At 47.1% G+C, this 20,989-nt stretch carries 14 protein-coding genes; 2 read left to right on the forward strand and 12 right to left on the reverse strand.

All coding sequences use genetic code 11. The features are described 5' to 3' along the window. Positions 1 to 178: 178 nt before the first annotated feature. The 11 genes from OXN25_09190 to OXN25_09240 all read right to left on the reverse strand — a co-directional run bounded on the left by OXN25_09190 (position 179) and on the right by OXN25_09240 (position 13,542). Positions 179 to 799 carry a hypothetical protein gene (locus tag OXN25_09190; protein ID MDE0425029.1) on the reverse strand — a complete coding sequence of 207 codons (621 nt, stop codon included), beginning with the start codon at positions 797 to 799 and terminating at the stop codon, positions 179 to 181. Continuing rightward, positions 792 to 1,952, reverse strand: coding sequence for a tRNA epoxyqueuosine(34) reductase QueG (queG, locus tag OXN25_09195; protein ID MDE0425030.1), 1,161 nt, complete (start codon positions 1,950 to 1,952; stop codon positions 792 to 794). The genes OXN25_09190 and queG overlap by 8 nt, the downstream gene beginning before the upstream one ends. Then, positions 1,952 to 3,019 (reverse strand): prephenate dehydratase, encoded by a 1,068-nt coding sequence (gene pheA, locus OXN25_09200; GenBank protein ID MDE0425031.1) that lies wholly within the window; start codon positions 3,017 to 3,019, stop codon positions 1,952 to 1,954. The genes queG and pheA overlap by 1 nt, the downstream gene beginning before the upstream one ends. A 210-nt stretch (positions 3,020 to 3,229) precedes the next feature. After that, on the reverse strand, positions 3,230 to 3,355 hold the full coding sequence (locus OXN25_09205) for a hypothetical protein (protein ID MDE0425032.1): 126 nt from the start codon (positions 3,353 to 3,355) through the stop codon (positions 3,230 to 3,232). An 89-nt stretch (positions 3,356 to 3,444) separates the two neighbouring features. Further along, a complete protein-coding gene (locus OXN25_09210) occupies positions 3,445 to 6,609 on the reverse strand; it encodes a UPF0182 family protein (GenBank protein MDE0425033.1) in 3,165 nt (1,054 codons plus the stop codon). A gap of 136 nt (positions 6,610 to 6,745) precedes the next feature. Next, positions 6,746 to 9,802, reverse strand: coding sequence for a BamA/TamA family outer membrane protein (locus OXN25_09215; protein MDE0425034.1), 3,057 nt, complete (start codon positions 9,800 to 9,802; stop codon positions 6,746 to 6,748). A 119-nt stretch (positions 9,803 to 9,921) separates the two neighbouring features. Continuing rightward, positions 9,922 to 10,632 carry a hypothetical protein gene (locus tag OXN25_09220; GenBank protein MDE0425035.1) on the reverse strand — a complete coding sequence of 237 codons (711 nt, stop codon included), beginning with the start codon at positions 10,630 to 10,632 and terminating at the stop codon, positions 9,922 to 9,924. Between the two features lie 19 nt (positions 10,633 to 10,651). Beyond that, entirely contained in the window at positions 10,652 to 11,074 is a 423-nt protein-coding gene (locus OXN25_09225; GenBank protein ID MDE0425036.1) for a tetratricopeptide repeat protein, read from the reverse strand. A 932-nt stretch (positions 11,075 to 12,006) separates the two neighbouring features. Further along, positions 12,007 to 12,234 carry a hypothetical protein gene (locus tag OXN25_09230; protein ID MDE0425037.1) on the reverse strand — a complete coding sequence of 76 codons (228 nt, stop codon included), beginning with the start codon at positions 12,232 to 12,234 and terminating at the stop codon, positions 12,007 to 12,009. Between the two features lie 309 nt (positions 12,235 to 12,543). Then, on the reverse strand, positions 12,544 to 13,008 hold the full coding sequence (locus tag OXN25_09235) for a hypothetical protein (protein ID MDE0425038.1): 465 nt from the start codon (positions 13,006 to 13,008) through the stop codon (positions 12,544 to 12,546). Between the two features lie 111 nt (positions 13,009 to 13,119). Beyond that, positions 13,120 to 13,542, reverse strand: coding sequence for a hypothetical protein (locus OXN25_09240; protein ID MDE0425039.1), 423 nt, complete (start codon positions 13,540 to 13,542; stop codon positions 13,120 to 13,122). 124 nt (positions 13,543 to 13,666) lie between these two features. On the opposite strand from OXN25_09240, the gene OXN25_09245 reads away from it, so the two are divergent. Together OXN25_09245 and OXN25_09250 are read left to right on the forward strand one after the other, a co-directional pair. After that, a complete protein-coding gene (locus tag OXN25_09245) occupies positions 13,667 to 14,374 on the forward strand; it encodes a hypothetical protein (protein MDE0425040.1) in 708 nt (235 codons plus the stop codon). Between the two features lie 273 nt (positions 14,375 to 14,647). Continuing rightward, a complete protein-coding gene (locus OXN25_09250) occupies positions 14,648 to 15,577 on the forward strand; it encodes a hypothetical protein (GenBank protein MDE0425041.1) in 930 nt (309 codons plus the stop codon). A 104-nt stretch (positions 15,578 to 15,681) separates the two neighbouring features. On the opposite strand, the gene OXN25_09255 is transcribed toward OXN25_09250, so the two are convergent. After that, on the reverse strand, positions 15,682 to 20,484 hold the full coding sequence (locus tag OXN25_09255; GenBank protein ID MDE0425042.1) for a DEAD/DEAH box helicase family protein: 4,803 nt from the start codon (positions 20,482 to 20,484) through the stop codon (positions 15,682 to 15,684). Between the last annotated feature and the right edge of the window lie 505 nt (positions 20,485 to 20,989).

Genomic DNA, 20,989 nt, shown 5'->3' on the forward strand with positions numbered 1-20,989 from the left:
TTTTTTCTCCCATTTAATGTTCCTTCAGGTTCCCCAAAATAAAAAACAGATAATTTGCTCGGAAATTTCTTTTTCCCGTTTGCTAACAAAGACTCTATTTATTAATGACACAATTTTCGGGCGAAAAGGGTGCATTATTTTAGCGGAATTCTGAAAACGCTACGCTCTACGCTCAACCTCATTCGGCTACACTGAGTCTACAGATTGTTTTCGCCGCGTCATCGCCGTACCAGAGTGCAGTGCCATCCCACGTAAGCCCATGCGGTTCGCCGGGACATGTGACAGTCCTAAGAACCTCACCAGATTCAGGGTGGATTCGGTAAATGATACAGTCATTTGTATCAGCGTTCCAAAGTGCCTCTCCATCCCAAGCGAGTCCGTGGGCGCGACCACCGGGTGTCGGCATTTCAGCAAGGATTTCACCGGTTTCGGGACACTGCTTCACGAAACGACTGGTGTTCATGTCAACACTCCAGAGGTGTTCACCATCCCACGCCAATCCGTGTGGTCCTTCACCTGGCGATGAAAATTGTGTAACGACTTCAAGTGTTGGCACCGTGAGTTTGTAGAAAGTCTGCTGCCAGATGCTATTATACCAGAGATACTCACCATCCGCCTCTAAACCAGAAGAACCCGGGAAAGAGGGTGAAAGTGTTAATTCAACTTCCCCTGTCTGAGGGTGAATTTTGTGAATAGGACCGGGACCTTCAACACTCCAAAGTGACGTTCCCTGCCATGCGAGCCCATTTGTGCCAGCACCGGGAGCCGGTATTTGATGTTCAGATGTTACTTCACGCATTTTTTTCGTTTCTCCGCGATGATCGTTCTGTTTCTAAAAGTGCGTCCTGAATTTCAGTCATAACCTCTGTTTGCGTCTCAACAGTTAATCGCGTCCGTAATATTCGTCTGGCAGTATCGCCTCCGATTTTCCCTAACGCCCATGCGGCATGGCTTCGGATTAGTGGTTCGTCATCGGCTAATGCGCCTTTGAGTGCCGGAATAGCACGCCGTTCTCCCCAATTACCGATGGCAACAAGTACGTTTCGCAAGAACCCACGGCGTTTGGCGCGTTTGATAGGACTCCCTTTGAAACGACTGCTAAACTCTTGCTGCGTCATGCCAATAAGCGACAGCAGCTTCGGGGCAAGGTTTCCGTCGCGTGGATGGAACCCTGGCTCGGTTGTCGGAACAGCTTTACTGTTCCATGGACAAACCTCTTGGCAGATGTCGCACCCAAAAATCAGGTTCCCCATTTTAGGACGAAGCTGCTTCGGAATGCTCTCCTTTAGTTCGATGGTGAGGTAGGAGATACAGAGCCGAGAATCAAGCAGGTTCGGCTCAACAATTGCATCTGTCGGGCATTCCTCAATACAGCGTGTACAAGTGCCGCAACTTCCGCGGAGCGCCGGTCCCTCTGATTCCAAGACAGCACCCACAAGAATCTCAGAGAGAAAATACCACGAACCCGACCGCCAATGAATCAGGTTCGTATTCTTACCAATCCAACCGATACCTGCCTTTTGGGCATACTCTCTTTCGATAACGGGAGCGGTATCCACACAGACCCGGGTCTTTAATTCACCTTCAGCAGCCTGCTTAATAAATTCAACGAGTTCTACAAGCCGTTCACGAATAAGTTCGTGATAGTCATCGCCCCAAGCATACCGAGAAATCTGCCCGCGTCCGGGATCCTCAGCAAGTGCTTTTGGTGGATCCAACGTATAATAGTTCATTGCGAGACTAATAACAGATTTTGCCTCTGCAAGGAGTTGACGGACATCCGTTTTGAGAGGAAGATGCTTCTCAAGATAGTGCATCTCCCCGGCATATCCGTTTTTCACCCACTGCTGGTAGCGTGCGATTGTTTCACTGTGTGCTGCGGGTATAATTCCGACGAGTTCAAATCCGAGTTCATGTGCGCGCACTCGAATTTGTTCCGTTAGCGTTGCCATTACAGAGTCCCGCGCGGATAAGAGCCGAGAACATTGACCTCCCGACACAATTCTTTAAGCTGCGCAAGTGCGACGATGACGCGTTCATCGGCAATATGCCCTTCCATCTCAGCAAAGAAGATATACTCCCAAGGTTTGGTTCGCGATGGCAGAGATTCCAGATAACTCAGATTCAACTGTGCTTGGTCTAAAATACCGAGGGCTTGGTGTAGTGCCCCAATCTTGTCAGGAATTGCGAAAAAGAGCGATGTCCGATCATAGCCACTTGGGTCTGGCATACACTTTCCGATGACGAAGAATCGGGTTGTGTTATCAGGTTCATCCATAATGGAGTTTGCAACGATTGGGACCTGATAAATTTCGCTTGCGAGTTCACTTGCGATTGCAGCAGCGGCGGGTTCTTGTGCAGCCCGTCGCGCCGCCTCAGACGTACTCACCACCTCGACCTGTTCAGCGTTACTGAGATAGCGACTCAGCCATGTCTTACACTGTGCGAAAGGTTGGGGGTGTGAGTAGACGCACCGAATTTCTGTGAGGGATGCCTTCGACAAAAGGTGCTGTTTTATGGGCTGGAATGTCTCTGCACAAATCCACAACGGCGTGCGTTGGAAACGTTCCAAAACATCGCGAACGGTCCCTTGTACTGAATTTTCAATAGCCACTACACCGTAGTCGGCTCTACCGGTTTCGACCTCTGTGAAAATGTCAGCCTGTGGACGGACCGGGACCAACTCAGTTGATGCCCCGAAATGAGAGAGTGCTGCCACGTGTCCGAAACTGCCGACGGGACCGAGGAAAGCGACACGCTCTGATTCCTGCAAAGAACGGGAAGCAGATAAAATCTCCGTCCAGATTGCTTCCAGCGCGGTTTCAGGAAACTCACCTTGATTCTGCGCTTTCAAACGTTCAATAATCATCTTCTGCCGATTCGGAACGTAGACTTGCGCGCCTCCTGTTTCCGCTTTCGCCGCGCCGACCTGCTTGGAAATTTTAGCCCGTTTCTGTAGAAGGCGTAAAATCTGGTCGTCAATCTCGTTAATCTGGTCACGGTACTTTGTCAATTCCAAAGAAATGGGTCTCCGTGTTATCGCTAATCACTAATCGCTGACCGCGGTTCGCGAAGAGCGGTTTGCGGTCAGCGGTTCGCGAAAAGCCAACTAACGATCCAATTTTTTCATAGCAGCGATCATCTCATCGTCTGAGGGGTTATTTTGCACCATCTCAACGAACTCCTCAGCACTTACCTTGTGTTCCTCCAGGAACAACTTATCTTGGGGTCACGGATAGATATACTCACCGATAATGCCCTGCAGCTTCGCATTGGCTTTATCGGCAATTCTGGCTAACCACGGGATATCCCCGATAATCATATCCCGGTGCCGTGGTTTCCAATCAAGAGCCATGAGTTTCACCTCCTTTTTTTAGCAATTAGCAGTCAGCAGTCAGCAAGAGTGTGTAACTTTACCGACGGCCGATGGTTTCCGATAGACATTTACTGTGTATTTCCCTCAAGTTGACGTAAAGTGTCCTCTAAAAGTTGAAGGACGCGTCCATATTCTGCCCAGTCGCCAGCGCGTTGTGCGTCTTGTGCTTGATTAAAATAGCGACTGGCTTGTTGAATAAGACCTATCAGTGAAGTCTGATTTGTACCGGTGTCAGTTGCGATTTCAGTCATTGGTGTCGTAGTAGTGGCTTGAAGCGTCGTTCTCTGTCCGAACATCTTGACGAGTGCTTCCTCCAGACTCTCACCCCAGACGACTTCATTGCCGTATCCAATAACGACTCTCCGCAATTCGGGAATAGCGGTTTTCTCATCTTCAGATTGTATGTAGATAGGCTCAACATAAAGCAGAGAGTCATTCATTGGAAGAATCAGGAGATTACCGCGTAAAACCCGGGAGCCTTGCGTATTCCAGAGACTAATCTGTTGAGAAATATCGGGTTCTTGGCTAATAAAGTTCTCAACTTGCATAGGTCCAGCGACCTGTTTTCCCTTCGGGAAGCGGTAAACGAGGAGTTGTCCGTATTGGGGCAGATCACACCGAGCGGCGAGCCATGCTGTCAAATTCGGTTTATTGAGTGGCGTGTAGGGCAACATCAACATGAATTCGGCTCTCTCTTGCCCGGGCAGTCTGATAACCACATAGTAAGGCTCAACGGGTTGCCCATTTACGCCGGAACTTTGTGGTACCTGTTGTGGTAGAAACGGGTTCCTTTGCTGCGGTTGGACAACTTGCCGCGTCTGTGCGTCTGTATTGTCATAGAGTTCCCTGCCGATCTCCCATTTATCTTCACCCGCATAAAAGGTTACAGGGTCTTTCATGTGATAATCTTGGTAGACGCGCGCTTGGATGAGGAACATAGAGGTCGGATAGCGGATATGCGTTTTGAGTTCCTCCGGCATGTCTTCAAAGGATTTGAAAAGGTCTGGGAAGATTCTGCGATAACATTCTGCAATAGGGTCTTGTTCTCGTTCCATGACGTAAAAATCGACAGAACCGTCGTAAGCGTCTACAACGACTTTAACAGAATTTCGGATATAGTTACCCCAGGGTTCAGCATTTCGCTGCGTATTTGCAATCTGTCGTCTTCTTTCGCTAACGAATTCTTCCATAGAAACGGCATAGGGATAGCGATGTGTAATGGTATAGGCATCAATTAGCCAAACAAGCCGTCCCTTATAGATAATGACGTAGGGATCACCGTCATAGCGCAAGAAGGGTGCGATTTTCTGTACGCGTTCCCTGATATTCCGATCATAGAGAATTTTACTTGTTGATGAAATTTCACCCGGTAAGACGAAGTTAATCTCGTTATTGAATTTGAGCATATACACGAGTTTTCGCCAGAAAGAACTTAGCGGCACGCCGCCTTGCCCTTGATAGGCATATTCGGCATACTGCTGTCCCTCTTGGGGATAATCAAATTCAAGCCCTTGGTTCCGATTTGGGTGTACGATAACGTAACGATTCGTGCGTTCACCATAATAGATACGGGGTCCTGGGGTTTCACCAAACCGGTGTTGCCACTGTTCATCGTAGTCAATAGGCGGCAAGCCTTGAATATACATGTGCGGTTTCCCGTCAACAATTTCGTTAACAGGGCTGACGACTGCGCCGTATCCGTGTGTATAGGTATAGGTTTGCTTATACCAATCATTTCTGATTTCCACGGGGAGTTCGTTGATGTTGAGTTCCCGTCCGGCGAGCATCACCTGTCGAATTTCACCATCAACGGTATAACGATCGATATCCACATCATTGAAGTCGTATTGCGATCTTAATTCTTGGAGTTGACGGAAAGTTCTGCGTAAGGGTCGCCAATCCCAGAGACGGATGCTGTTAAAAACAGGGGCGTTCTCCTGACTCCTTATGTCCTCATAACTGAGTTGCTCCGTGAGAGGATATTCCTGTTCTGTCACGGTGTTTTCAGCCAAGCCGTAAGCTTGAAGCGTCGCTTTGATATTATAGTTGATGTAATCCGCTTCCAACACCTGTTTTCTGGGTTCTACCTGCCATCTTTGTATAGCGACAGGGTAGGCTTGTCCAAGGAAACCGGCAATTAGGAATACAGCGAACCCACCGAAAGCAAGCGTGTTGCTTTTGAGAAAGACGCTAACAATAAAAACCAATGCGCAAAGCACTGTGATACCGAGCATAATCCACAATACTGGAAGCCGTGCTTGTATCGCGGCGTATCCACCGCCCCCCCGTACCACGTCATTAGAGGTATACAGCAGATCATACATGACAAATTGATAGTTCCACGCTCGACAGAGGAGCGTTATCCCGACAAGCGTGAACAGATGCGCTTTGACATTGAAAGGTGGGCGGAATCGAAACTGGCTGGTATCCCCAGTGACTAGCCCGTGGAAAAAGTAGATGACGAGTGCGAATATGGTCACCAACAAGAAAATCCCGAAAAGCGTTCCACAAATGTAACGCCAGAACGGCATTTCAAAAACGTAGTAGGTGACATCCTTGTTGAAAATTGGGTCGCGTGCGGGTGAAGTGAAAAACGCTTTTTGCCCGGCTTCTATCTGAACGGACGTATTTAATCGAATCGCGCTGCTCAACACAGCCTCAACGCGGGCTTCCTGATTTGTGCCATCAACCTGAACATTTATCGGATCCCCAACCTTTATATTTTTCGCTTGAAGTTCCAAGGGTGTGACGGGAATTTCGTTAGAATCCAAATTTGCTTCTACAATAATAGGTGTAGCAGCGGGAAAAACGAGTTCATCGGCGTTTTGAAAACGTAGATAAATTTCCCATCGGTCACTGGCTGTGTAGCCCATCAAGATACTAAACAGTACTGCGAGAAGCGTTAGCCCCCCATAAATTAACCTTCGCGTAGCACCCGGATCGTCTGTGGCACCGTCTGTGAAGTCTGCGCCTCCCATAAAAGCCGGGCTGAGATAGGCGGGTGTGAATCGGTAGATGATGAAAAGATTCGTTAAGAGGATTACCAAATAACAGAGCCCAACAACTGCCCCGACACCGATTTTTGTTGTGAGAATTTTAGCGTAAACGCCCCAATAGTCAACTACCTTAAACCATAGGTAATCCGGGTAAAGGTTCACCCAGGTAGCAACGAGTCCTCCGATAATTGCGAGGACGACGACAGTGGGAATCAAGCGTTTGGTTCGTGAATCCATAGTATTCCTTTTCTAAGGGTTATTAGTTTTCAGTTTTTAGAGAGAATCTTGTGGCAGTAAAAACGTTCTCACCTGCCACAACGAGTTACTGACAACCGATAACTGAAAGTGAGCGTAGCGAACGTCCTGACAACCATTAAAAGGCTTGTCCGAGTCCGAGGTGGTACTTGATACCGGGTTCTAATCCGGTGAGATCGGTCAATCGTGCTGCGGCGAAATCTACCGAAAACACACCGAGTTGCAGTCGAAGCCCAATTCCGATGGAGGCTTTAACATCGTCAAGCCGCAGTCGATTGTTTTCCCAAACAAAGAGCGTGAAGGGGTTCTCTGGTCCGTACTGCCAATCCGACCATGCGCCTCCCATATCGGCAAAGAGGATGCCGCGAATGCCGCCGAGGGTCCATGGAACGGGCCATCCGAAGTGCAGTATATCTATGAAGGGAATACGGACTTCCAAGTTGAGGAGCCCGATGCGCGTGCCGACTAAGGCTTCATAATCATAACCCCGTATTGTGTCAATGCCGCCGAGATAGAAGTAGGATTGGTCAGCACCAAAGTTACTGCCGAGCAATAACCGCGCTGCAATAGTGGAACGTCTTCCGAGTCCGAAGTAGCGGCGTGCGTCAAAAATAACGTTTGTCAGTGCGAGTTCGCTTCCAAGTGCGGGGAAGGATTGCTCAAGTTCGATGCGGTAGCGTGAGCCGGTATAAGGTTCCCACTCCCGCCACATCGTTGTGTCCCCAACAAAGGCGAGAGAGCCAACAGTGAGTAGCCCTCTATCGTCCTCATAGGGATCGAGAGGTTCCCTTGTTTGGAAGTTAAAGGAAAACGGTTTCGAGTACATCGAGAATGCCAAATCGAGGCGGTGGTATCTGTCAAATGGATAGTTGAGATACGCGCCGAGCCCAGTAATCCGCTGTAAAATGCCGCGTCTGCTCTGGATACCGCCTAAAATATGGTATTCATGATAGTTATAAATCATCGCGCCAATATCGGTTCGGTGTGTCAGAAATCCGTACTGTGCGATGAAATCCGGTGCGAGATAGCTGGACTGATTCATTACACTGACCCCAACGCGATGGTTGCCGAGCATATCACTACCGACGATTTGTACCGAGCTTCTCAGGATACCGTCGGCACCGAAAGTAAAATCTGGAAAGATTGCATCCAAAACGAAAGAGGATCGTGTACTGTACTTCCGCTTAGCAATCCTATAATTCTCTGGTTCTTCAGCCGTCAAAATCGCGGAGGGTTCCTCGACATCTGCGACTTCAATTTTCTCCTCAATGGTTTTGGACGTGTCCATGAGACAGACGTCATATTTTCCGTTCTGGTATGCACTAAAGAGCAGGTGGTCTCTATCCGGTGACAGACTCGGATTAAAACAGCCCGTCATGATGTTGGTAAGACGTGTAAGTTCAGCCTTTAAAGATGCGTCTGCAGATTTCTGCGTTTCCTCTGGGGATACGAGTAACTCGGCATCTGCGGGACTATCAGTCTGCTGGACATCGTGCGTTTCTTGTGTGGTATCCGTGTTTTCCTGTGCGCTGGTTTTCTCCACAATCTTAAGTTCATAGACATCGTAAATCCCTTGGGCATCCGAGCAGAAAAGGATTGATTCCGTCCCTGGTGTCCACGTTGGACTGATAGCGTTATAGGTATTATCGGTCAGGACGCGTTCGGTTTCGCTATTAAGGTCTATAAGGACGAGCCTATTTTTCCCGCCGCGCTCAGAGGCGTAGAGGATCTTATCAGCTGTTGGATGCCATGAGGGGTGTGTGTCGTTGAAAGGATCGAAAGTGAGCCGCCTGATTTCACCGGTCAACAATTCAATAATATAGAGGTCTGTCTGTCCGTCTTTGAGTGCAGCAAAGATGATACGCTCCCCGCTCCCATCATAGTCTGGAGACGTAGCGTTATCAAAATCGAGTTCAAAGTATTGCGTCAGCTCCTCTGTCAAAATGTTGACTTCAAGGAGATAGTTTGCATCGTGATATTTAGCGATGAAGGCAATTTTGTCCCCATCGGGTGCCCATGCGAGGCTTCTGCCAAACCCCCCGAAATCCGTACGGATCTCCTCATACTTCTCGCGGAAAAGTCGCTTGGTGACCCGTTTGATGCGTTCACCGGTTTTTGCAGACATGAGGACAATCTCAAGGAATCCTTCATTTCCTGTGACATAAGCGATAATATCGCCGCTTGGGGACCAGATGGGTTTAATATTATGCGAGTATTTCGATTTCTCGGTCAAATTCTTCGAGACGAGGTCTGGCAACTCCCTATCCTCAATAAGGGGCCAGTAGCGCTTTCGTACCGTCTGTCTCCACGCCTTATCAAATTCCTCAAGTTCTATACCGAGTACTTCTATGAAAACCTGGTTGATATCCTTTGTCCGACTTTGTCGTAAGCCTTGCAAAATTTCAGCGATTTTTTCTCGTCCATAGGTCTCCGTGAGATACGCTACCGCCAATTGCCCCAACTTATATCCAACAAACGGTGAGCTGAGTCGATTGAAGTTGTGGAGCTGCGGCAAGGGTACAATATTGTTATTCATACTTGCGTCGCGAATCACCATTTCGCCGATGGCATCGTTATCTTCGGCAAAGTAGTCTGCCATTCCTTCTATGAACCAGATCGGTGCGGAATAGAGAAACTCGCCGCTATAGATACGGGCATGCGGTTTCTGATAGATGATGTCGTACTGGAAAATATGGATGAGTTCGTGGAAGATCACTTCTCGAAACGCTTCAAGCGAACCGGTGAAAGGTATAACGATGCGATGTTTAAAGAGTTCAGCGAATCCGCCGATGCCTTCGTGGAGTTCTTGGAGGATTATGTTGGTTTCCTGAAAATCTTTGTGGGATTTGTAAAGGATCAGAGGCGTTCTGTCTCGGAGCTCATGTTCAAAATCAGCACTGTGTTGCTCGTAAGCCTCCTCAGCAATCGCGGCCATGATCGGAACAAGTTTTGCTTCACTCGGATAATAGTAGATATCAAAATGCTCTGTTTTATGGATGTGCCACTCGAAACGTTGTGCCGTAATTTTATTTTTTCCGAAACTTTGTGCCCACGTGACACACGGAATAGCGAATAGCAGACCGCAAATAGCAAATAGCAAATAGCAAACTGCTAACCGCCAACTGCTGACTGCTGACTGCCAATTGTTAATTTGAGTTTTTTTCTTACCACTCATCTTTTTTTCCTATTTATTTATTTTTCCACAAGTTTTCTATAGACATATCACCCCGCTGGGGTGAGGAAAGTTCTGAAAACACTTTGTTAGAACGTTTAAAATTCGTTAAGCAACTTGAGTTATTTTACCAGATATCTATCTTCGCGCTCATAGTGTGGGGAAATTTGACGTGTAAACTCTGATACTGCACGCTTGCCGAGTTCCCTAATAGTGTTCTCCCTGGGACCGACCTGCGAAAAAATAAAAGAACCGATGGTATGTGCCTCTGCAGTGCTCCGCCGGTAGGACTCATCCCAAATAATCTGCTCGGTTTCAACATCAATAATCATCACACGCAGCGCGAGCAGATAAGTCTTCTGCATATAGTCCTGATAGTCCATCACGTAACGTTGGCGCTGTATGGAATATCGCTCCCCATAATAGCGTCTTGGACGGCTATCTGAATAAAATCGGAAACTCCCGACGATAACACCTTTCACTTCAAAGTACTCGCCGAGTTGACTGAGATGCTTTGTATCAGAGAGCCACTCTTCTCCGAGGGTTTCGCCGGTAAGGAGTCTTGTGGTTTCTTGTGTACTGACGACCTTGAAACTTTTTTGGCGTGCTAACCCTCTACGGAGTATGGCGGCGATATCCTCACCGACCTCCGGTGGCAGTTCTTCGTTGCGCTCCGCCTGCTTTTCACTGATAAACGGCAAAACGGCGAAGTTGGAATACCGGCTAACGTCGATTTCAGATTGGATCTTCACGGGAATAGAGACCCGCGTGACCGTGCTACCACACCCACAACACGTTAGGATTACTAAGAGAATTACTATTTTTTTCGGCATCTGTGCACCTCTATTTCCATTACTCCCTGTGTGGAGGTTCCCCTTCTTCCAAGTGTAGTGCATCTTCATCAAGGAGCGGTGCGTCCTCATCATCAGCCCCACTCCGCCGAATGTGTATACGGCACCGACGATAGTTGAGTCGATAGTATTTGTTACCGGGTTCTAATCCGGTTGCGCGCTCATAGGCAGCGACAGCCTCATCGGTGTTTCCGAGTGCTTCGTAAGCGACACCGAGGTTATTATACGCTTTAGCGTTCTCTGGGTCAACCGCAATCACTTGTTTCCATCGGAAAACTGCCTCGTTCCAGAGTTGCGCTTGTGCTGCTTTTATCGCGAATTGGTTGTAAGCCTCAATCTGGTCAACATCGCGCGATAAAGTACATCCGGACAGAATCAGGCAGATAAGTATAGCAATAGCCGCGAGTTGATTGGTCCTTCGCACGTTTATCACCTCAGAATTTATAATATTGGGTCGCTAAACTACGCATATATACTACATTGTATCCGCCTTTCGTGTCAAGGGAAAAATGCCGATCGTTAATCGCTATTCGCTTATCGTTAATCGCTATTCGTTATTCGCGGTATGTGGTTTACGGTTCGCGGGTAATTGTCTGAATAACGGATTCGGCGGATGGCGCGGATTTTTTAGGTGCTTGGTTGGTGTGCGATTTTGTACGGATTCATAGTTTTCATAGTGATTCATAGTGATTCATAGTAACGTTTTGAAGATTGTGCCTTTAAAACCCTCATGAAGTCAGGTGTGACGTGGGTTCGTAGGCTATCTATGAAAGGTGTGTTTTTTTCTGTTACTATGAATCCGAATTTTTCGCCTCTCGGAATTATCGCTGTAACGCCAATGGTGGCGTGGGTTTAGACGGCTTTGTACTTTTAGTACATTTGGGCGGGTTACTATGAAAGTGGTGCGCATCTGTTTTTCAGAATCAGGGTTTGCAGATAAACGCATTCTCTGTGGACATACAAGCGCGAGTATTATTTTAACTTAATGGTATGTTTTAAGTAATTTTCGTTAAAAATGTTACACTGGTGTAACATTTTGTGTAAGTGTGTAACGTTGGACAAACCCAGTCACTGTAAGGGTTTGTGGGCGTTTTTTTATGCGTCTCCGTTATGAAAAAAAATGCCAAAAGTGTAACATTTTCAATGTCCTGATTGTTGATTTTCTACCATCTCTGAAAATAATTATTTTAAGTATAGCATATATAAATCGGAAAGTCAAGGAAAATATTGATTTTTTTTGTTCTGATGCGGTGCTGGATCGCAGTTCGCGGTTAGTGGTTAATTGTCTGAATCGCGGATTTTCACGGATTCGGCGGATTGACGCGGATTAGATGCTCTTCTCAATAACGCTTTTTGTTAAATCTGTCTGGATCGCGGATTTACCCTGATTTTTAGGTAGGTTACTGAAAAAATATCCACGAGATCGCTGCATCTTGGTCTGCCTGTGTTAGTAAAGACTGCTGGTTCTGTTTCGGACGGTTCTCTATTCCGTAAATGCTGCATGAGTTCATCGTCCCTATCGTCTTCGTCTTCATCTCTGCGAAAGAATAGCATTAGATGTGATGTTGTGTCGTGTTCTTGCACCATCATTTCCTTTAATTACATATTGTGCTAAATGTGGGTCAGAAATACTTAGTCAATATCCCTCATGTAGTAAGGTATTAGAAAGTCCATATAGCGTCTCAAATATTCAGAGTTTCCAGCGTTGTAAGGATTGTGGCAAGCCTTACCTATGGCATAATCAGCAATAAAATTGTAGTATCTTTAGGCTTCATAGTCAACAAAAACCGCAACACCAGTTGGGGTGTCGCGGTTTGCAGATTTTCTTGACACGGCTAAATGGATATAGTATAATTTTAAGTAGTAGAGGGCGTTTCATAAATCGTTAATTTGTTATCGAAAGACGGTTTTGATATGGGTAACGTTTCGTATGGGTAGCCCGTATCTGACGTTCATTAGCATTGCGAGTTGCAACAATAGGATGCCAATGCCCAAAAAGGTGGAAACATAAGCGAGTCCTCGTATGGGTAAAGGTTTATGTGCCCCTGTGATAGATAGGAGTTTGCTCAGCAAATCAAAGACGGGTTCGATTGCGGTTTTTCGTGCTTTTTGCCACGAGTTGATCTGTGTTGCGGTATACAAGGGGTCTGCCCCTAAGAGCGGGTTGGCTTGGGCATAAGTCGTTTGTGGGGTGAGCAAAAGCACATCGGCTTCCGCAAAAGCGGCTTGGCGTTTTTTATCCACATGGTTTCCGTTATCTGCGACGATACACCGCACGCCTTTTTCAAGCAATCGGTCTTTTTTCGTATCCAAGACCTTGCGTTCATTGACGTTGGCAGGCAGGAGATCAAACATCACGGGAAAGCGCGGATACTCGTGAAATGGAGCCCGTAGCCATAGACCCACCCGTGATACCCGCTCTGAGACCACGTGGCAGTTGTATCAACACCGCGTAAGCCTTTGGGTATCTCATTGTTGTGGCGGTCCTTCTGATGCTAGACGGGCCCCCGCGGCTTTGAACAAACTTTTATCTTCATAAACGACGGCTTGCCGAAACCCGGCTGCCCTGGTAAACCCTGAAGCGGCGATGTGTTCGGTGAAGGCTTGGAGTTTCGGGGTCAAGGTTTTATATCTCCGACCCAAGGTCACATGAGACGGACACCCCGGCAACCGACAGGCTTCAAGGTAGAGGGGGTGATGAAATAAGTAAGTTTGCTGGGCACGCATAGAAGTGATCCCCTTCAGCGTCATCACGGTGTAAAAGACGATCAGCGAAGCATCCGAATACGTCTGGGGTCTCCCGCTTTTTGAAACTTTTTCCGCAGGTGTTGAAAACTCATCTAACAGGAAAAAAAGAAATCTGATATACTCTTGCATGTCAGGATATTTCATGGGTATCTCCGCGAATCTAATTTCTTAGGGATAAAAAAATTAATTCAAAGAGTACTATCCTGACTTTTCGCAACTATTATTTCTGAAACACCCTCAAGTAATTCAGGTTAATAGGAATTAACCAATGTCCAGTCAACATGACGATTATGTAACTTATCATAATACAGTCAATGCTCAAAATCGCTCTAACTATGAAGTTAAATACCGACTGATTGGGCAAATACCTACAGCTATTATTGCTATATCCAGTCTCTATAACGTTTTCGTCAAAGACAACTGGCATTGGGGTATTGGGGTATTATCATTGGGGGCTATAATATGCTCACTCATAACCTATATCCTTCTTTATTACCTATTGGAATCTTCCAATTCTGTCAATGAACAATTGCTGGATATCTCCGCTAAAAATCAGAATTTGCCTCCTGACAAGCAATTGGAGGTAATGCCTGCGGATAAAAAGAGGTATGATCGACTTAGTAAGTACACGCGCCGCGTGTGTATAACCTCAATTTCTTTGTGTATTTTACTCACATTTACCACAGGAGGTACTTTCATGTCAGCAAACGATACAAAGTCCAAAATAACGAAAGTTATACCCCCTCGAACTGACACTCACAAAGGAGGCATTGTTAGTAGACCTATAGTGCCCGTAGCCCCAGAACCTAATACTATAGATGAAGGGGTTGTTACTCAACCTATAGTACCAGAGATAAGTAACCCTGATACTACACCTCCACCAGAGCAGCCAACAGAACAACCAGCCCCAAATCCTAATCCTCAACCGGAAGCACCGAAGCCAGAACCGCCTCCAGCAGATAAATCAACAGAATAGGTAGTTTCAAGGAAGAAAAAACCGCGATACCTCAATAGATGTCGCGGTTTTTTCTTGACTATAGCGATGAAAATGCTATACTATTTACTGTGAAAATGAATTTAACCGATCCCAAAACGACTTGTTGCGAAAAACTTTAGAAATGCTGATGAAAGCCCAAGGCGTGAAAAAGTTCCAATAAATATCGAGAGAATTCCAGATGGATCACTCATTGCTACCGAAATTTTCTAAAATTAAAACTACTCATTGCGAAAATCAAAGGAAAAGGTAAACATGGCTGCAGACATAAAAGCAATGGTTGAAAAAATTAGCAAACTGACCGTTCTGGAACTTTGTAAACTGATTAAAGCCTTAAAGGATAAATTTGGACTTAGGACATCAGGCATAGTTAGAGGGAATACCAACGAAGTTACAGAGGTAGAAGCAGTCGTGGAAGAGTCTGAGGATGCCAAACCTGAAAAGGAATCAAAACGAGCCCCTATTGAAGTGCCTACGGAAAATGTCCCCGTTGATGGACCTGTTGACGAACCTAAAGACGAAAAAGAATCAGAACCAGTTCCTGACCCTTCGTCTGCTGAAGTGCCTGACGCGGGAGAAGATCCTGCTGATAAGATTGAAGATGAGTCAGAAAATAAAAAGGAATCAGAACCAGTTCCTGACCCTTCGTCTGCTGAAGTACCTAACGCGTCAGATGAGCCTGAGGATAAGCCTAATGATGAGAAAAAGGTAGAGACAGATCAGAAAGAAACTATCAAAGTGAAACCAGGGTTCAATCCTGACCTCACCAACTACGATTCCAATTGGACTCCGACTAACCCGAAATCAAACAACTCATCGTCTCCACCACCTCCTATGCCTAAAGGTGAAGACTATGATTTGGTGTATGCGTGGAGATATTCTGATAATAAAAAGTTCGCTAAAATCGGTGAAAGTACAAAGCACTTGTTGCATACTCGGATGCCTGTAACGTATTATCCTACAGGTGATCCGGTATTGATTGGTATCCGAAAGTGTAAGCATAAAGCACACGCCATAGCCGTTCAGAACTATATCCTAGACGGACTAGGACGGACGCTCCCTCGTCGTGAATGGGTAAAAATTGACGAGGTGTTTAATGAGATGATTGATAAGTCATTTATATCGGATCCTGATGAACTGAAGAGAATATTTGGCAGAAATATGAAAACAGAGAAAATCGTATAACGAAAATTCTCAAGCCCAAAACTACTTATTGCGAAAATATTTAGCGAATCGTTAAACAAAGGTCAGAATTAAATTGTGCCAATATGACAGGGCAAGTGAGGATATTAGCCTGTAGTTATTTCTGTAGACAAATTATCAATAATCAGCGCAGACTCCACACTTACATAAACAATCCGTTCAATCGCCGCAACGAGATCGCGGGGATCTGCAAACCAGCCATTGGGGTCGTTGACGATACCGCTGTCTTTGTCCGTTGTGATTTTGTAGCGGTCAATAAACCACTCCAAAGGGGTTCTGCCGTTGACGACATACCGGTGCGCTGCTTCTGGGATGCCAGATAGACGAACATGCTCATTGATGACGAGGGTTGTCTTGGTCTCTTTATCGGTGAAACGCATTGCTTTTTCGGTCAACCGAAAATGGATCGGTTGCGGTTCGCCTTGATGGGAGAAGATGCATTCCAAGGGGTATTGTTCGCAGGTTTCGTAATTGAGATGGAGTTCTGCAAGGGCAACGCCTGCTTCTGCAAAGGCGTGAAAATCTGGGGCATAAGGGATGCGCGGTATCATTTTGGATAAATCATTTGCGAACTGTTCTCGATAACTCGGGGCGTGTAGAACCCCATAGACGTAATCGAAGATGTCGTCTTTGGTGATAACATCATCGCGATAATGTTCACGGAAGGCGTGCAGTGCGGTGTTAGAGATATTGTCAATACGATCAGGTGCCTCGTCAATACCGTCAAATGTACCTGTTGCGTCTGATGTATCTACAGGTTTCGGGTATTGGTAGCGTGGGAAACACTGTGAGGCATTATTGAACCCGAGATCTGGCATCGTGTCGGTTATAAGGGCAGAAAACGGCTTTTTGCTGCCGAGTCCGGGGACACATATCACATGATTTTCGCTGGAATTGTCAGGAAAAATTCGATCCAGCTGATATTTCATCTGCACAAATGTATAGTCGGCATAACAGTTCGTTGCTACAAACGGCCGATACGCGACTTTTCGGATATAGCCGCTTTCAAATCGAGGCATTTTCCTTCTGCGTAGATTGTTTTCAAGTTCACGATCCCACTTAATACCTGAGGTATGCCGGCGAACTACTTCCTCCACTGTGATTATAGGATTATTCTCTCGCTCTTGTAGAGCATTGAGATAACCCTCCGTCATTCGCTCCGCATTCTCAGTACAGGTATCACGCGAAAAGTTATAGATGTATGTGTCTTTACCTGTTGCTAATCCTCTTGAGTACAACCCAAATATCGCGTTGTCTGCTTTGCCTGCCCTCGCCTCCATTGATCCCATCGGGTAGAATTTTTGGAAAACCTTACTGCGTTGTCCTATCCAGTCGTGGTATTCATTAGGGATGATTATTTGCCAATCGCTGAAACCTTTCATGGATATTGCTTCGTGCAGTGTATCCAATTTCTCCTCGCGTGTGAGATAGTCGCCAATATCGCGATATTGAATTTTACACCCCTTGTGTGTCGCATTTGGGTTCTTAACGAGAATTGTAATAGCGACAGGGGCGCGGGAACCGCTCCCAAACACCTTTCCGCCCTCACGACGTGACACCTCTCCTTGAGTACGTTGATTTCCTCTCAGGTTCAGGACATGGATTGAACTGAACTCCTCTGCTAAACATGCCCGGACTCCTGAATCAACGTTCCCGTCAATCCATGAACCGTTGGTGACAAATGCAATGATTCCCTGTTTTTCAATTCTGTCGGATGCCCATCGGATTGCCATCTTGTAGGTGTCATAGAGACTATTTTTGTTTGTCACCGTAGAGTATTCAGTGTAAGTTTTACTGATGTGTTCTTCAAGCTCAGGATACTCTACATTCGGATTGTCGTCCGCTGCACTTCGTTGTCCTGCAGACCATGGCGGATTACCGACGATAACGCCGATAGGAAGCTGCTGTTGACGCTCGGCGCGCTCGTTGTTATCAGGTAGCCAGTCTCTTGGGAAAAGGGTTCTGTTTTTGTTTAGGTTGAACGTATCGGTTAAGACGATGCCGTTGAAGGGCTCGTAGGTACTGTCTTGTCCGCGCTGTCCTCGGAAGGCTTCCTCAATATTGACAGCGGCAATGTAGTAGGCGAGGAGGACGATCTCGTTGGCGTGGAGTTCGGCGCGGTATTTGCGTTCGCGGTCATCAGGTTTAATAAGTCCGGATTGAATAAGACGTGCAAGGAAAATACCGGCACCGGTGAACGGATCCAGAATATGAACGCCTTCATCGCTAAGGCTTTTTCCGAATTCGTCTTGTAAAACTTCGTTTGCACTATGCAAGATAAAGTCCACGACTTCAACGGGGGTATAGACGATACCGAGGCGTTCCGCGTCCTTTTTCAGTGCGGTGGCAAAGAATTTCTCGTAGAGTTCTAACAAGACGCGTTGTCTGCCTTCACTATTGTCAATACCACGGGCGCGTATTCGGACGCTTTCGTAGAACTTCTCCAAATCCCGCGTCTCGTCCTCAAGACCGAATTCCGCAAAATCGTTGCGGAGTCTGTCAAGGGCAATTGCGACAGGGTTGCCGGAAGCGAAGTCGTAATTCTCGAAGAGTGCTTCAAAGACCGGACGGGTCAAGATATGCTGCGCCATCATATCAATGGCATTGCTCCGCGTGATTGCGTCGTTTATAGCACTTTTCAATTCCGAATGGAAATCGTCAAACCATTCACGGAGTGCATCGTTTTCGGGGGTGTCCAGTAGGCTCTCAATGCGTCCGACGACCCGAAGGAAAATATCGGCGACATCCTTTGCCCAGCTCTCCCAGTATTTTCGGTCTCCGCACTTTTCCACGATTTTAGCGAATATCGCATCGGGTGGGAGATCCATGGGTAGAAAGAGTTGTTGACCGTTTGCAGCATAAGATCCGATACCCTCCCCGTCCTCGTTGAGTCCTGTAAAGATAATCCGATCGGGTGTTGCGGTGTTCAGGTCGATTCTGTTGATTTCGGCGTTGAGTCTGTCGTCGTGAGAACGGAGGGCGCGGAGGACATTCCACACGGAAGCAAAACGTTCATTATCATTGAGAATATCGGCGGGGTCGGCACCTGAGGGGATTGCAACTGGGAGGACGATATAGCCGTACTGCTTGCCTTCCGCTTTCCGCATGACGCGGCCGACTGCCTGAACGATGTCAACGTGTGAGTTGCGCGGACTCATGAAAAGCACGGCATCGAGTGCTGGCACATCAATCCCTTCCGAGAGGCAGCGTGCATTGGAGAGGATACGACACACACCGTTAGAAGTGCCCTTCAACCATTCAATCCGTTTCTTTCGCTGGAGTGCGTTTGTCTTCCCATCCACGTGATCGGTTTCGCATGTGAAATCAGCGGGCCGTTGGTCTTCCGGCATGCGTTCAATCGCACTTTCAATAACGCCGTTCCAGTGATGCACAAGATTCTTTGAGGCGGCGATGGTATTCGTGAATGCGATGGCGCGGGTCAACGGTTTTATCTCTGGATCGTCAGCGGATTTCCTTTCAGGATTTTGGAGGGCACGCCAGCAGCCGACAATCTTTGTGGCATCGTTGATGTTGATTTCTTTTCCACCGGCGGTGCGATAGGTCTGTAGTGCCGCGTCCGTGCTCTGTTCCGACATAGCGAGTACGACAACCTTGTAGTCAGAAAGCAGGTCTTGCTCGACGGCTCTGGAGAAGGGGAGTCGATGGAATTCGGGTCCGTAGGTTTCGGGATCGTCCATAGAGAAGACTTCGATGTCGTGGCGTGCTGCTTTTGCCTTCGCGCCTTCCGTATAGAGTCGTGCGGTAGCCGTCATATAGAGACGTTTCTTGGCACGGACACGATCGGCATTGTGGACGAGAACGAAGGGTGATGTTTTGTCTCCGTTGTCTTCAATACCGGTGGTTCTGTGTGCTTCATCACACAGAATGAGATCAAACGGGGGCGCGCCTGCGTCTTGTGCTGCCTCGACAATCGGGAGAGAGTGGTAGGTGCAGAAAACGACCTTCATATTGTTAGCGTCGGTTTTCTGGAGTGCTTTGGAGATGTCGGCGGGGTCAGTGGTAACAGGAATTTCGAGTTCCAAAATAGATGCGTCTTCAGCGGTTTTACCTGCTTTTGTATCCGAGCAGATACCGATATAGCGGTGTGGCACACTTTGTTGTTCTGACCATTCACGCATTGCCTGTGCAAAGAGTCCGATGGAAGGGACAAGATACAGCACCCTACCCCCAACACCCGCAAGATACTCAGCGATTCGGAGTGCTGCGAAGGTCTTACCCGTGCCGCATGCCATAATCAGTTTGCCGCGATCGGATTCTTTGAAGCCGTTAATAACGTCGTTAAACGCCTCTCTCTGATGTTCGCGTAGGCTGAAGGTCTCTTGTTGGTAGTCGAGTTGCTCGGCCTCTTGAATGCTGAGATCGGGCCATGCTACCGGTCGGCTGGCGAGGTCGGCGGCACTGATACGTTGGCATGGCGGTTGCAATCCGTCAAGGGTTCTGTGGAGGTTGGCACTCCAGTCGTGTGCCGTGTCTACGAACATTCGGGAGGTGAAGGGTTCACGTGCCGAAGCGGAGATGAATGTATCCAAGTCTTTTTTTGAAATGCGTGTGGTCTCGGCATAGCACTTACACTGAATCGCGCAGTAGCCGCCATCGCGTTCTGCTGCGACGAGATCGATGCCTATATCAACGCCGTCGAATTCTGGACGGAGTGCTGCCCATTCCGACCAGAGGTAGACTTCGGAGAATCGTTTTTGGTAGAAAGGATCTTCAAGGAAATATGTTCTGATGAGTCGCTCGAAAAGTTTGCCTTTTCCGTAGTGTGTATTGGCGTTTTCTCGGATGTAATTGAGGGCGGTGTAGAATCCGTTATCTGTTTTTTCGGTTTCGGTTCCCAAGGCGAGATAGGTTTGTGTTGTTTCTGACATATTGGTTTTCTCCACTAGGCAGATTCCTTCGGTTGGATGCACAGGCTAACAGCCTATGCTACATAGGATATCTGATGGTGAGGGAAAAGTCAAGTTTTTTGTTGCGGTTGGAAAACTGTGAAGAAACGCCTAAGCAACACCCTATTGGGCAGTGGGTCAAAAACGCAAAAAAAAGTTTTGTGCGTTGAATAAATGCCGAAAATCTGATAGAATATCTCTCAGGCATAGGACTTACGCAATTTTGACTGCAGCCCGTTCTGTTTGATGCGAATTTTCGGAAAACACAGTGTTCTCATGCCACAAACTGGGAAGTTTGTGCTACAAAAGAGCAGCATCCGTAAGTCCTAAGGCAGAAAAGGAGTGCCATTTTACAGGATGCCTATTTTTTTCCTTTTGGTTATCTTAATTCATCAGGACTTACGCAAAATGACGGAATTCTGCTACCTATCACGTGATTCGGTGCGGTTAGAAACCGCACCTACCAGGGGTGTGCGTAAGTCCTATT

Source organism: Candidatus Poribacteria bacterium, from assembly GCA_028820845.1.
GTDB lineage: Bacteria > Poribacteria > WGA-4E > WGA-4E > WGA-3G > WGA-3G.

Bases quoted from the DNA above. Each gene is read 5' to 3' on its own strand.
- OXN25_09190 (MDE0425029.1), bottom strand. From the start codon at position 799: ATGCGTGAAGTAACATCTGAACATCAAATACCGGCTCCCGGTGCTGGC.
- queG (MDE0425030.1), bottom strand. From the start codon at position 1,952: ATGGCAACGCTAACGGAACAAATTCGAGTGCGCGCACATGAACTCGGA.
- OXN25_09205 (MDE0425032.1), bottom strand. From the start codon at position 3,355: ATGGCTCTTGATTGGAAACCACGGCACCGGGATATGATTATCGGGGAT.
- OXN25_09210 (MDE0425033.1), bottom strand. From the start codon at position 6,609: ATGGATTCACGAACCAAACGCTTGATTCCCACTGTCGTCGTCCTCGCA.
- OXN25_09215 (MDE0425034.1), bottom strand. From the start codon at position 9,802: ATGAGTGGTAAGAAAAAAACTCAAATTAACAATTGGCAGTCAGCAGTC.
- OXN25_09220 (MDE0425035.1), bottom strand. From the start codon at position 10,632: ATGCCGAAAAAAATAGTAATTCTCTTAGTAATCCTAACGTGTTGTGGG.
- OXN25_09240 (MDE0425039.1), bottom strand. From the start codon at position 13,542: ATGAAATATCCTGACATGCAAGAGTATATCAGATTTCTTTTTTTCCTG.
- OXN25_09245 (MDE0425040.1), top strand. From the start codon at position 13,667: ATGTCCAGTCAACATGACGATTATGTAACTTATCATAATACAGTCAAT.
- OXN25_09250 (MDE0425041.1), top strand. From the start codon at position 14,648: ATGGCTGCAGACATAAAAGCAATGGTTGAAAAAATTAGCAAACTGACC.
- OXN25_09255 (MDE0425042.1), bottom strand. From the start codon at position 20,484: ATGTCAGAAACAACACAAACCTATCTCGCCTTGGGAACCGAAACCGAA.